Below are 13,253 nucleotides of genomic sequence, written 5' to 3'. Positions count from 1 at the left end.
AATGTTTTCCATTAAATACAAATCAAGCGAGCAATATGCTCGCTTGATGGTGTAATACATCAATAATCGCAGTTTACATACAAATAACTTACAGTGTCGACTCTTGATCTGATGCTTTGTCGGAATTAACCACTAAAATTTGCTGCAATTGCGTAATTGACTGCACTAAATGAAGATTTGTCAGTTCAAATACACCTGCATGCTCCAATTTACGTTCAACATGCGGTAGTACCCCTAGCAAATATACAGGTAAAGTAGATAACCGATCCAATGCGGATTCAAAAGCATGAATAGCTGTGATATCAATCGTTGATACATCGCTAAAATCAAGCACAACGGCACGTGTTTCCATTGTTGCATGCTCAATTACAGAGAATGCTTTTTCGCTCGCAGCAAAAAATAACGGACCATTAATGTCATACACCACAACATCACTACCGAAATTAAGGTGCGGATGTTTATCATCAGTAATAGTAACCGTAGTTAAGCTTGCAATACGTTGAATAAACAATACGCCAGCTAATAATAAGCCAACAATTACTGCAACAACCATGTCAAATGCAACAGTCAAAATAAAACATGTCATTAGAACAGCAACATCACGACGAGGTGCCACTTTTAATGTGTGTACAAAGTGTGGTGCTTCTGACATATTCCATGCCACCATGATAAGTAAACCGGCTAAGGCACTCATTGGTACATAAGACAATACAGGTGCTAATACTAACATTGCAGCTAAAACAAAAATCGCATGAATAATGCCAGAGATTGGAGAAAAAGCGCCAGAACGAATATTGGTCGCAGTACGAGCAATAGCCGCCGTTGCAGGGATACCACCAAAGAATGGTACAACAATGTTCGCAATACCTTGACCAACTAATTCCGCATTCGGATTATGTTTAGTACTGGTCATACCGTCAGCAACTACGGCACACAATAAAGACTCTATACAACCTAAAATTGCAATCGTTAACGCTGATGGCATTAACTCAATCATTGTTGCCCAGTTAAAAGTACTTGATTGCCATAGTGGTAAAAACTGTGGTGCTTCTTGAGGAATACCATGGCCAATAATATTACCAATGGTGTAACTGAATTTTTCACCGAGTAACGTTACGTGCTCAAGACTAAAGTGATTTAAAGCTAGTGCTAAAACTGTACCCACTAATAAAGAAACTAAATGGGGTGGAATTCGGGTTTTCAGTTTTGCCCAGACAATAAATGTCAGAATCGTAATAATACCAACCAATGTATCGGCATAATTAGTGGTTGAGATCGCATGTGAATACGCCATCACTTTTTCAGGAAAATGAATAGGACTGCCTAAAACATGCAAACCAAGCAGATCTTTTAGCTGTAGAAAAGCAATAACAAAACCAATCCCAGCTGTAAAACCTGTCGTTACAGGATAAGGCACATAAGTGACCAATTGCCCCAAACGAAAGATGCCCATCAGTAGTAAAATAACACCAGACATCATGGTCGCTAGCATTAATCCTGATAAACCGTATTTCTGTGTTATCGGCAATAATATTACAACGAAAGCCGCTGTTGGACCGGTAATATTAAACCGTGAGCCACCCAATAACGCTGCTAAAAAACCAGCGACGATAACAGTATACAAACCATGTTGAGGAGGAACACCAACAGCGATTGATAATGCCATACCTAATGGAATAGCCACAATACCAACAGTAACACCAGATACTAAATCGGCACGCAGCTTGGAAAGGGTATATCCCTGTTTCCACGATTTAGAAAGAGCTTGAAAAATCAACACAACAAAACCCCTGTGCTTATTTGCACATAAAAAAATAGGCATTGATGTCAACCCGAAAGAGGGTCCGGCGGGCAACTGTCAGTCGGAAATCGGGAAAGGCAACAAACGGAAATACCATTCACTTATTGGCCGTATAAAAAACATACAATTCTAATAACGTGAACGGTATCACAATAGTGCTATATGTTAACGCTTCACTAATAATTCGCAAGTGAAAATAAATTCACTAATGATCTCGATCAATGCAAGTAAAACCGCTGTTTTGGTGTTTTTTACGTTCTCATCCACCATTGATTCAACAATTAAATATTTTACATTTATTTAAAAAATAACTTACAATCAATTATGAGTGGTTAGACCTCTTACCTTGATTTTAAAGGCCGCCATACTAAAAAAAACACCTCGTAATATTGTGCTAAAAATATGACCAAAGAACGAACCTTCTTTATATACAATACACTGTACTGCTATATGATTGCGGAGAATCGCTATGTTGACATTTATATACTTAATTAGCTTTATCTGTGTGCTTGGCATCCTTGCTTATCACCGACTATCTCGCCATATTTTCACTGTCACTATTGCAGCATTATTAGTCTTAGGTACCTTAGCAAATGTTACAGGAATTATTAGCTGGTTAACGTTTACCGTGATTGCTCTCCCCCTAAATATTGCCATCTTACGTAAAAAAATTATTACTCAATCAGCACTGAAACATTTTAAAAAAATCATACCTCAAATGTCACAGACCGAAAAAGAAGCAATTGACGCAGGTACGGTATGGTGGGAAGCGGATCTTTTTAGTGGTAACCCCGATTGGAACAAACTTCATGCCATTCAAGCTCCGACCCTAACGCCAGCAGAACACGCTTTTTTAGAGGGTCCAGTCAATGATATTTGCCGTATGGTCAATGATTTCCATATCACTCATGATCTCGCCGATCTGCCGCCTGAAGTATGGCAACAACTTAAACAGCATAAATTTTTTGCCATGATCATTAAAAAGCAATATGGCGGATTAGCGTTTTCAGCTTATGCACAATCTCTGGTATTACAAAAATTAACCGGAGTGTCAGCGGTCTTATCTTCAACGGTTGGTGTACCAAACTCTTTAGGTCCAGGAGAGTTATTACAACACTACGGCACTGAAGCACAAAAAGATTATTACTTACCACGCCTAGCTGCGGGTGATGAAATTCCTTGTTTTGCTCTAACTAGCCCAGAAGCTGGTTCGGACGCAGGATCTATTCCTGATTTTGGTATCGTCAAAAAAGGCATCTGGCAAGGTGAAGAAATACTGGGAATGGAGCTGACATGGAATAAACGTTACATCACCTTAGCCCCAGTCGCTACCGTGTTAGGCTTAGCCTTTAAATTATTTGATCCCGATTTTTTACTTGGTCAAAAAAAGGATCTTGGTATCACCTGCGCCTTAATCCCAACCGATCTTGATGGGGTTCAGATTGGCCGTCGTCACTTTCCACTTAATATTCCCTTCCAAAATGGTCCAACCCAAGGTGATAAAATATTCGTTCCAATTGACTTCATCATTGGAGGCCAAACTATGGCTGGCCAAGGGTGGAAAATGTTAGTTGAATGCTTGTCTGTTGGACGAGGTATCACCTTACCGTCAAACACCACCGGCGGTTTAAAAACAGCCGCAATGGCAACCGGTGCTTATGCGCGTATTCGTCGTCAATTTAAATTACCAATAGGTAAAATGGAAGGCATTGAAGAACCCTTAGCGCGTATTGTCGGTAATGCTTATGTACTTGATGCTGCGACAACATTAACCGTCACGGGTATAGATTTAGGTGAAAAGCCCTCGGTTATTTCAGCCATCGTTAAATACCACTGCACCCATCGTAGCCAACGAAGCATTATTGATGCGATGGATATCGTCGGAGGAAAAGGGATTTGTATGGGGCCTCGTAATTTTCTTGCTCGAAGTTATCAAGGTGCCCCTATTGCTGTTACCGTTGAAGGCGCGAATATATTAACCCGCTCAATGATCATTTTTGGGCAAGGCGCTATTCGTTGTCACCCTTATGTACTTAATGAAATTAATGCCGCTTATACCGACGATCCACAACGTGCACTTGATCGTTTTGATAATGCAGTATTTAGTCATATTGGGTTTGTTTTTAGCAATATAATACGCAGTTTTTGGTTAGGTTTAACCGATGGTCGAGGCTCATCAGCCCCCCACAAAGATGCAACCTATCGCTATTATCAACAAATGAATCGCTATAGCGCAAACCTCGCATTATTAGCCGATATCTCAATGGCAACATTGGGTGGCTCACTTAAACGTAAAGAGCGATTATCTGCCCGCTTAGGTGATGTATTAAGTCAATTATACTTAGCCTCAGCCACACTAAAACGTTATACCGATGAAGGTCAGCAACAAGATGACATCGCGTTAGTACACTGGGGATTACAAGATGCGCTTTATCAAACAGAAGTTGCTATTGATAACTTTTTAGCTAATTTCCCTAATAAAGCTATTGCTCGTGGGTTAAGATTCATTGTTTTACCGATGGGATTACGTCGCCGCCAACCGAGTGATGAATTAGATCACCAACTGGCACACTTAATTCAAACGCCATCAGCTACGCGAGATCGTATTGGTCGCGGTCAATTTTTAGAAGCAACAGCAAATAATGCAGTTGGAATGATGGAGGTCGCTCTAGTTGATATTCTCGCAGCAGAACCAATTTATGATCGTGTCTGTCAAGCCGCGAAGACACTATTACCGTTCATGCAATTAGGTAAGGTTGCAGCAATAGGATTAGAACTCGGCGTCATCACCACCGAAGAAGCGCAATTACTTCACCGAGCAGAAGTAGGACGGTTAGACACCATTAATGTTGATGACTTTGATCCAACACAATTAGCGATTAACCCGCTTCAAACCACAGCCTCAATTGATAGTGCCGCTTAAATAAGCGCATCATTGTGACGTTCAAAAGCAAAAGTCTCTGAGCATCACTTGCTTATTTAGGCACAATTAAATCACTCTGAACGACTCGTTTACGTCGCCATATCAATAACACCACCAGCACACTTATAACGATGACGATATTGGTAACGACAACCCAAAATAACCGTTGTTGTTGTTGCTCATGAAGAACAATTAACTGCCTTTTTGCCTGTTGCTGCGCTAAAGACACACTAAAATCAACAGCGACGGCAGCAACTTGGGTATAATTTTGTTGAGGCAAACGAAATACCAACTCTCGCTGAGTCAATAAATCGGTCACATAAGCCCAACCACGCCACCATGCCTTACCTATCTGAGCATCATTAGGCCATGAGAGCACTAAGTGTGATTGTTGAAGGTGAGAGCTTTGTTGGATAATTGTCGGCTTTTGCTGGGGTTGTTTAACCACAAGATAAGCAGCCAATGACCCCGCAAGCATTTGATCGGCTTTCGTCTCAATGTCAACGCTATGCGGCGTTAATGGTTGATGACTTTGTACAAATGACGTAATGATTGGTGTCGGATAAACGAGCACCGTTTGCTCGACTACACGTTTAAACACCCCATTAATTGATGCAATTTCAACGCGATACTTACCGGGTTCAACATCCACATTCAGTGCCACAGTAAAGATGCCATCACCCGCGACTTCATCATACTTCTGGCCATCATCCGAAAATTGTCCCACCTCAATCGGTGCAGATTCATTCGATTCATTCGATAATATGGATGTCAGCGGATAAAAAATCACCTTCAATTGCACGCGATCTAAAAAATCACGTAACAGTAATGGTTGTTCATTTTGAGTCAGTTGTGCACTAAATTTTAATACTTCCGTTTGATACAATTGGGAGGGTAATGTTTCAGCTTGTAGTTGAATATTAGAAATAAACCTAATGCCATTATTAGCTGACACTTTACCTAACGCTTGCCACGGCCCAGCCATGGGATGGTTAATCGAAACAATATCCATCCCATTATCGGTATACCACGACATTGTCTTAGAATGACGATTTGCATAATACTTTCGTCCATCGGGAGCAACCAAAACTACCGATTGACTCGGTTGCTCACGTGTAACAATAAATGATATTTGCTCAATCGCCGGATCAACGCGAAAGCGATTATCAAGCCACGTTAATCTCGTCTCCGTTTGCGCCCAAGCACTCGATATTTGCATCCAAGCACAAAGCGGAACATAGAAAATAAGTAACCATAATCGCCGCAATATAATGCCTCTAAAGACGCCAGATAACGTCTGCCTTTTTACCAATCAAATCAAGCCTATCTTGATGTGCTGTTAGTTCATCGGCAGATGCATAGATAACCTTTAATACTTTTCGGTTATTGCCCAGATGTCGAATACTGCTCTCAGTTGTTGAATCATTGCCACTGCTTAAACGTAATGACGTTTGACCACCGGTCATCATCAAATAAACGTCAGCTAGGATCTCAGCATCGAGTAATGCGCCGTGCAAGGTTCGATGAGAATTATCAATACCATAACGTGAACATAAGATATCAAGATTGTTACGTTTACCAGGAAACAGCCTTTTGGCCATGGCTAGCGTATCGGTAACGTGGCAAATATCTTCTATTTTCGCGATGTTTGCGCCCATTTTATGGAATTCATAATCCATAAAACCGGTATCAAACGACGCGTTATGTGCGACAAGTTCTGCTCCATCAATAAAATCCATAAACTCTTGATGAATATCAGCATACACTGGCTTATCACGTAAGAATTCATCGGTAATACCGTGAACAGCAATAGCTTCTGGATCGATAGTTCGATCAGGCTTGATATAAACATGGAACGAATTACCGGTTAATTTTCGATCAATGATCTCAACTGCACCGATTTCGACAATACCATGGCCTTCATAATGAGGGCCGGCCTTGTTCATACCCGTTGTTTCTGTATCAAATACAATAATGCGTTGGTTTGTGGCTTTCATAGTCGCTAATATGTCAAACTTAAGTTTTTATCTAAGGCAAAACTACCCACTATGATAAAGCAGGTAGAAATTTTCACCGATGGTTCGTGTCTAGGTAATCCTGGTCCCGGCGGCTATGGCACGGTATTAAGATATAAACAACACGAAAAAGAGCTTAGTGGTGGCTATTTAATGACCACCAATAACCGCATGGAACTGCTTGCCGCTATTATGGGACTTGCAAGTTTAAAACAACCATGCAGCGTTGATCTTACCACTGACAGTCAATATGTGCGTCAGGGAATTACGCAATGGATCCATAATTGGAAAAAGCGAGGTTGGCAAACTACGGATAAGAAACCCGTAAAGAATGCCGATCTTTGGCAACAGCTTGATCAAGAAACGCAACGTCATCAAGTTCAATGGCATTGGGTTAAAGGTCATGCTGGACACCCGGAAAATGAACGTTGTGATGTTTTAGCGCGTACAGGCGCTGAAAATCCCACTCAAGCAGATACTGGTTACCAACCAAACTAAACCTAGATTTATAAACGTGGCGGGGCTTTAGTTTCTATTTCTTCAGCTTGAGTACGGCAATTAATACGTAGCGGCGCTAATTGACGCCGTAATTTCCACGTTGGTTTGATCAATTTCAATGGGCAAGTACGTTTACGTGCCACAATAAAATACAAACTACCCACCGCAGATAACGGTTCCGATAAAACATGCTCAAGCCATGCGGCACAGGCAAGATGCCGAGTCGCCGGTACAATAGCAAATGTTTCTTGGTATACCACTTCATAATTTAATAATCGTAACCAATCATTGATACGAAACGATAAATACATTTTCCCTGTCCACGGCGCATGATTACGATTCCAAGGCAATAGTCCTCGTAAACCTAGTAGGCTAAGAGGATTATTACCACTTAACACTAAGTAACCATCATCAACCATCACGCGATCAATTTCACGCAATAATCCATGAGGATCAACGGCATAATCTAATTGATGCATTAATAAACAGGCATCAAATGATTTTTCAATAAAAGGTAACTCTAACGCATCAGCCGTAATAGTTCGTTTAGGACTGAATTTATCAACACTAATTTGATGTTGAATATTACAATGACTACTGGTCAGCTCTGCACTGAGGCCGCCAAGCTTTAACATATGATAGCCAAATAGTTTAGGACACCACTCGTCGAGTCGCGCCTGTAGTAATTCTGCTACCCATTCACCATTGATCACATTCGACCATGTATAAGGAACTTCAATGTGTGTTACTGTACGCGCTGGCTTCATAAGATACTGCTCAACACCTGATAGGGCTGGAGACAAAATTCATGTTAACTGTTAAAAGCATACCCGCATTTAAAGACAATTACATCTGGCTGATTCAAAACCCAGACAATCATTGTGTCGTTGTTGATCCAGGGGATGCCACGCCGGTTCTTGAGGCAATAGAAAAAGATAATTTAATTCTAGATGCAATTCTGATTACTCACCATCATCATGACCATGTCGGTGGCATTAGTGAATTAAAACGTCGCTTCCCTGCCATAAAAGTTGTTGGTCCCAATGATGAGCCAATTCCTGGTATCACTCGTCCTGTCGAAGATGGCGATCAAGTTGATATCTTTGGTGAACGCTTTATGGTGCTTAGTGTCCCTGGACATACTTTAGGTCATGTTGCTTATGTCGGTGATGAAAAACTATTTTGCGGTGATACATTATTCTCTGCTGGCTGTGGTCGTATTTTTGAAGGTACACCAGCACAAATGTTTCATTCATTACAAAAGATAGCTTCATTACCGGATGAAACTAACATCTATTGTGCTCACGAATACACAGCAGGAAACCTTGCTTTTGCATTAGTTGCAGAACAAGATAATGCTCACTTACAACATTATCGTGATCAAGTTAATCGTCTACGTGCAAACGGTCAAAGTACCTTACCGACCACTCTTCATAATGAAAAACTTATTAACCCTTTTTTACGTTGTGATCAGCCAAGTATTAAACGCTCAGTTGCTGATAAAGCGTACGATAACTCAGATATTGAAACATTTGCGGCACTTCGACGTTGGAAAGACGAATTTTAACATTTCTCCCCTTGTAACCAAGGTGGTTGGGCAAGTATTATCACCAACCATTTTGGCTACAAACGACTGTCATGAAATTCAAAATTCTTTTAGCAAGTGTGCTTGTTATCGCAGGTTGTCAGACGACAAAAGAGACAACGCAGGCCGATACTAACCAATCAAAAACTGTCGTTGAGCAACCAACTAATACTCCAGTTGAAACTGTAGTACCCATTGTTCCTATCATTAAAAAAACACAACCTGTTGTGGCTCAACTAACACCTCAACAGCAGCAAGATGTATGGGATCGCATCGCGATGCAGATCACCACTAAAATTCCGAACAACAAGCGCGTTCAATATTACCGTAACTGGTATTTAAATAACCCGCGCAATCTTGAAATTATTGCTCAACGTGCTCAACCTTTCCTGTACTACATCACGGAACAAGTTGAAAAACGAGGTATGCCGCTAGAACTGGCTCTTTTACCTATTGTAGAAAGCTCATTTGATCCGCATGCATACTCAAACATGGCCGCTGCAGGCCTATGGCAAATAATTCCTGATACGGGTCGTCGTTTTGGCTTAAAACAAAATAGTTGGTATGACGGCCGTCGTGATGTTGTTAAATCTACTACTGCTGCACTTAATCTACTTGAGTATTTAAATAAGAAATTTGATGGTAACTGGCAACAAGCATTAGCGGCTTATAATACTGGCGAAGGCCGTGTTTTTAGTGCTATCCGTAAAAACAAAGCCGCAGGTAAACCAACCGATTATTGGAATCTTGATTTACCTAATGAAACAAGCAGTTATGTGCCGAAACTGTATGCGGTTGCTGATATTATCATGCACCCTAAAAAATACGGTTTCCACATCGAACCCATCAGTAATAAACCCGTTATCGCTATCGTTAAACCTGGCGTACAAATGAATCTTACCATTGCCGCAGAATTTGCAGGTATTAGCACTCGTGAATTAAAAGATTTAAACCCAGCTTATCGTCGTGGCGTGACAGCCCCTAATGGTCTTAATCATTTATTATTACCAATCAATAAAGTGAAGCACTTTAGACGTGAATTAGCACAAAACCGTAACGCGAGTATGATCACTCATCATCACCGTGTTAAATCAGGTGAAAGCCTAGGGTTAATTGCCAAACGTTACCACAGCAGTATTAAAACAATTCAAAAAGTGAATAAACTTAAAACTACCAATATTCGTATTGGCCAATCACTGACAATTCCGGCATCACCAATCTCATTAGTCAATCGTCAACACCGTGTCGCTACCCATATGGAAGTACAGCATTATGTGGTGCAGTCAGGCGATAATTTATGGAACATTGCCCATAAATACAAAACTAGCGTCGCAAAGCTTAAACAACTTAACAGCCTAAGTAAAAATACCGTATTACACCAAGGGCAGCGCTTAAATGTATCGACAACATCAAAGAAAACTGCCGCTAACCACAAAACGATCCATTACAAAGTACAAAATGGGGATAGTTTAAGTGTCATCGCTCAACGCTATGATATTTCTGTTGCTGAGATTAAAAAATGGAATAATCTGGCTAACAATAAATATATTAAACAAGGTCAACAGCTAAAATTAGTGATTGATCCTCGTAAGGTACAAGCATGACACCATCTAAAAACCCGATTGTCGCGGTTATCGATCTTTTTCGTTCACCAATAGAATGCTTTGCGGCTATCTATGAACGACCGAAATGGGCAATTTTACCTTATTTAATGATTATTTTAGGTTCATTCATTTTATGGGGCAGTTACTTTAACCATGTTGATATGCCATGGCTGCAACAAGCAATACAGGCCCAACTAGGTAATATTGGTGACAATGCACAACAGACTTGGTTAACGCGCGAAGTATTACTTGCAGGTGAAGTTTTTAGTGATATCACCGGCCGTACAGCAGTGATTTTTGTACTGGCGTTATGGTTAAAGTTAGCCACTAAAAGTAGCCACCATCAACACAGCTACGGTAAATGGCTTGCCGCCGCTTGTTTTATTATGTTGCCCTCTTTTATTGGTGACATTGCCAGTTATATTAATGTTATGTTTAACACCAATAGTATTCTACCTAATGCAGCAGACTTAAATAGTATTAATGGTCTTCTAAAATTACCATTAAATAATCGCTGGGCAGCACTAGCGACTACCATGCCGTTATTAGCACCATGGTATATCGCCTTAACTTACGCAGCAGTGAGTGCCTGGACGGATCTTGACCGTGCAAAAGCCATTGTTGTCGCAGTGCTTCCTTGGGTGTTAACACTCATTGTATGGCCGTTACTGATTATTTCAGCTTAGTACATCACTGAGTGCGTTAATTTAAACGTCACTAATAATGGATTATGATCAGAAGCATCTGTTTTTGGTGCTTCTGATTTTACCAACTGCAATTCACGATAATACAAATGATCAAGCGGCTTACCTAGCACTCTAACTCTATGATCATTATGGTATTGCACCTCTTTTAATCCCAGCGAATGCGCAAAAGCTCGAACGACTTTAATTCGCGCTTTACGCCAAGTATTAAAATCACCCGCTAATATAATCGGTCCTTGGTGCTGTTCTAAAACCGATTTTAAACTGTCTAATTGCTGCTTATATTCATTTAAACCAATGGCAAAATTAACCCCATGAAGATTAACTACCGCAAGAGTTTGACCATCAGATAATGTAAATTGCGATAAGAGCGCTGATTTTGGCAAACGTAACCATGGCTCCATCGCCAGATAAGCACATGTTTGACGTGAAGATACTCGCGATAAATTCATCACTCCTGCAGGTGTATCAAGAAAACGAAACGCATTAGCCATTCTCACTTGCCAATGATTTGCATCTAAATAGTTTTTGAGATCGGTATTTAAACTCGCCTCTTGCAATAACACCAAATCACTTTGTTGAGTAAATTCTTCTAATGCTTGACGCCAATTAGGGCGTTGCTGCTTATATATATTCCATACTGCAACCGTAAGTACACCATTATCATCTAGCGGTGGCGCAATTTCACTTTCAATACAACGGTAAGTAAAATGTGGGGCAAAAACTTCATTGGTCACTTCAGGTTGCATTGTTACATCAAATGATGAATTAAACGCCCCGAACCCCAACGCGCCCGCCACAACACCTAAACCAGCAACCACTTTTGTTTTTGTTCTACGTGCCATAATAGCGCCTACACAGACAACTTAGCCCATTAGATTAATGGGCTAATGTCATCATAAAATTAAAAATAATAAAACCAAGATGGGAATAACAGCAGATTAATAATGCTGACCATTATCGTAATATGCGGAAGGTGTCAGCGCGGTAAAAATAACGGCTACATCTTGATTATTATCGGCAACCGCAGTCCTTATAGCCGCAGTAATCACTGCAGCAACACGATCTTGAGCCTCTTGACCACGATCAAACCAAAATACCTCAACAAATGGGTAAGCATCAGACACTTCACCGTCAAAAATAAATGAGGCTGGAATATGCTCTAATGTGAAATCTTCACGAGGACATTTCATTAATGGCTGTAAATCATCAACTAATGCTGTTGATAGATGTTTTACGGTATCAAATGCAATCGCACGAAAACGAAGATGTGGCATAAAAACTCCAAAAATTTGACTATTTACTCTACTACATTACCACTTAACATCACCCTATCTCGAATTTTTATTATCTATAACCCTATTTATTGTTAAATAAAAATTTGAATATGATTGTAATAAAAAGAGTTACGATATTCAGACGTCTAATACGCACTGATTTTCGGAATGGTGAATCAGCGATCCTGTCAATTAACGCTACACCGCTCGATCATAATAATACAGACGTAAAAAAGCCTCACATTACTATCGAGGCTTTCTTGAATATGGCAGAAGTTACGAGGTTCCAACTCCCAACAGGCGCTGATTTTCGGTATAGCGAATCCGCTGCTCTGCCAATTAACGCTATACTGCTCGATCATAATAATACAGACGTAAAAAAGCCTCACATTACTATCGAGGCTTTCTTGAATATGGCAGAAGTTACAAGGTTCGAACGACCAACACGCACTGATTTTCGGTATGGCGAATCCGCTGCTCTGCCAGTAAGAACTATATTCATAAATTACAGATAGCAAAAAGGCTCATATCTTTCGATATAAGCCGTCTTTAATATGGCAGAAGTTACGAAGTTCGAACTCCCAACACACGCTGATTTTCAGTATGGCGAATCCGCTGCTCTGCCAATTACGAACCACACCTAATCTATTACAATAATACAGACGTAAAAAAGCCCCGATATTACTATCGAGGCTTTCTTGAATATGGCAGAAGTTACGAGGTTCGAACTACCATCACGTGCTGATTTTCGGTATGGCGGAATCTGCTGCTCTGCCAGTAAGAACTATATTCATAAATTATAGATAGCAAAAAGGCTCATATCTTTCGATATGAGCCTTCTTTAAT

At 40.4% G+C, this 13,253-nt stretch carries 11 protein-coding genes; 5 read left to right on the top strand and 6 right to left on the bottom strand.

Annotation, left to right across the window (positions count from 1 at the left end; all coding sequences use genetic code 11):
• Positions 1–88: 88 nt before the first annotated feature.
• Complete coding sequence (dauA, locus tag GLP24_RS17240; RefSeq protein ID WP_232577947.1) at positions 89–1,780, bottom strand: C4-dicarboxylic acid transporter DauA; 1,692 nt, start codon at positions 1,778–1,780, stop codon at positions 89–91.
• Positions 1,781–2,270: 490 nt separating this feature from the next.
• On the opposite strand from dauA, the gene fadE reads away from it, so the two are divergent.
• Positions 2,271–4,724, top strand: a complete 2,454-nt coding sequence (fadE, locus tag GLP24_RS17235) for an acyl-CoA dehydrogenase FadE (protein WP_232616320.1) — start codon at positions 2,271–2,273, stop codon at positions 4,722–4,724.
• A 52-nt stretch (positions 4,725–4,776) separates the two neighbouring features.
• On the opposite strand, the gene GLP24_RS17230 is transcribed toward fadE, so the two are convergent.
• Together GLP24_RS17230 and dnaQ are read right to left on the bottom strand one after the other, a co-directional pair.
• Positions 4,777–5,991: a TIGR03503 family protein gene (locus tag GLP24_RS17230; RefSeq protein ID WP_232616319.1), complete on the bottom strand. Its 1,215-nt coding sequence runs from the start codon at positions 5,989–5,991 to the stop codon at positions 4,777–4,779.
• Between the two features lie 10 nt (positions 5,992–6,001).
• Positions 6,002–6,721 carry a DNA polymerase III subunit epsilon gene (dnaQ, locus tag GLP24_RS17225; protein WP_152654318.1) on the bottom strand — a complete coding sequence of 240 codons (720 nt, stop codon included), beginning with the start codon at positions 6,719–6,721 and terminating at the stop codon, positions 6,002–6,004.
• Positions 6,722–6,772: 51 nt separating this feature from the next.
• Here dnaQ and rnhA point away from each other — a divergent pair, with 51 nt between their 5' ends.
• Positions 6,773–7,237: a ribonuclease HI gene (gene rnhA, locus GLP24_RS17220; protein ID WP_045038183.1), complete on the top strand. Its 465-nt coding sequence runs from the start codon at positions 6,773–6,775 to the stop codon at positions 7,235–7,237.
• 8 nt (positions 7,238–7,245) lie between these two features.
• Here the strand turns inward: rnhA and GLP24_RS17215 are convergent, their stop codons facing one another.
• Positions 7,246–8,004: a methyltransferase domain-containing protein gene (locus GLP24_RS17215; RefSeq protein WP_101770107.1), complete on the bottom strand. Its 759-nt coding sequence runs from the start codon at positions 8,002–8,004 to the stop codon at positions 7,246–7,248.
• Positions 8,005–8,045: 41 nt separating this feature from the next.
• Here GLP24_RS17215 and gloB point away from each other — a divergent pair, with 41 nt between their 5' ends.
• The 3 genes from gloB to GLP24_RS17200 all read left to right on the top strand — a co-directional run bounded on the left by gloB (position 8,046) and on the right by GLP24_RS17200 (position 11,112).
• A complete protein-coding gene (gloB, locus tag GLP24_RS17210) occupies positions 8,046–8,804 on the top strand; it encodes a hydroxyacylglutathione hydrolase (protein WP_101770106.1) in 759 nt (252 codons plus the stop codon).
• 71 nt (positions 8,805–8,875) lie between these two features.
• Positions 8,876–10,426 carry a lytic transglycosylase gene (locus GLP24_RS17205; RefSeq protein WP_152654317.1) on the top strand — a complete coding sequence of 517 codons (1,551 nt, stop codon included), beginning with the start codon at positions 8,876–8,878 and terminating at the stop codon, positions 10,424–10,426.
• Entirely contained in the window at positions 10,423–11,112 is a 690-nt protein-coding gene (locus tag GLP24_RS17200; RefSeq protein ID WP_101770105.1) for a Yip1 family protein, read from the top strand. The genes GLP24_RS17205 and GLP24_RS17200 overlap by 4 nt, the downstream gene beginning before the upstream one ends.
• Here the strand turns inward: GLP24_RS17200 and GLP24_RS17195 are convergent.
• Both GLP24_RS17195 and GLP24_RS17190 read right to left on the bottom strand, forming a co-directional pair.
• The gene (locus GLP24_RS17195; RefSeq protein ID WP_101770104.1) at positions 11,109–11,975 is read right to left on the bottom strand and encodes an endonuclease/exonuclease/phosphatase family protein; all 867 of its coding nucleotides are present in this window, start codon (positions 11,973–11,975) and stop codon (positions 11,109–11,111) included. The genes GLP24_RS17200 and GLP24_RS17195 overlap by 4 nt on opposite strands.
• A gap of 96 nt (positions 11,976–12,071) precedes the next feature.
• Positions 12,072–12,407 (bottom strand): DUF1904 domain-containing protein, encoded by a 336-nt coding sequence (locus tag GLP24_RS17190; protein WP_152654316.1) that lies wholly within the window; start codon positions 12,405–12,407, stop codon positions 12,072–12,074.
• Positions 12,408–13,253 lie beyond the last annotated feature (846 nt).

Source organism: Photobacterium carnosum (assembly GCF_021236965.1).
GTDB classification, from domain to species: Bacteria; Pseudomonadota; Gammaproteobacteria; order Enterobacterales; family Vibrionaceae; genus Photobacterium; species Photobacterium carnosum.
The sequence above is the reverse complement of the archived record's forward strand: the minus strand, read 5'-3'. Positions and strand labels throughout refer to the sequence as shown.

What these genes read in the sequence shown, in the direction of transcription:
- fadE (WP_232616320.1), top strand. Translation starts at nt 2,271, where the DNA reads ATGTTGACATTTATATACTTAATTAGCTTTATCTGTGTGCTTGGCATC.
- dnaQ (WP_152654318.1), bottom strand. Translation starts at nt 6,721, where the DNA reads ATGAAAGCCACAAACCAACGCATTATTGTATTTGATACAGAAACAACG.
- rnhA (WP_045038183.1), top strand. Translation starts at nt 6,773, where the DNA reads ATGATAAAGCAGGTAGAAATTTTCACCGATGGTTCGTGTCTAGGTAAT.
- GLP24_RS17215 (WP_101770107.1), bottom strand. Translation starts at nt 8,004, where the DNA reads ATGAAGCCAGCGCGTACAGTAACACACATTGAAGTTCCTTATACATGG.
- gloB (WP_101770106.1), top strand. Translation starts at nt 8,046, where the DNA reads ATGTTAACTGTTAAAAGCATACCCGCATTTAAAGACAATTACATCTGG.
- GLP24_RS17205 (WP_152654317.1), top strand. Translation starts at nt 8,876, where the DNA reads ATGAAATTCAAAATTCTTTTAGCAAGTGTGCTTGTTATCGCAGGTTGT.
- GLP24_RS17200 (WP_101770105.1), top strand. Translation starts at nt 10,423, where the DNA reads ATGACACCATCTAAAAACCCGATTGTCGCGGTTATCGATCTTTTTCGT.
- GLP24_RS17195 (WP_101770104.1), bottom strand. Translation starts at nt 11,975, where the DNA reads ATGGCACGTAGAACAAAAACAAAAGTGGTTGCTGGTTTAGGTGTTGTG.
- GLP24_RS17190 (WP_152654316.1), bottom strand. Translation starts at nt 12,407, where the DNA reads ATGCCACATCTTCGTTTTCGTGCGATTGCATTTGATACCGTAAAACAT.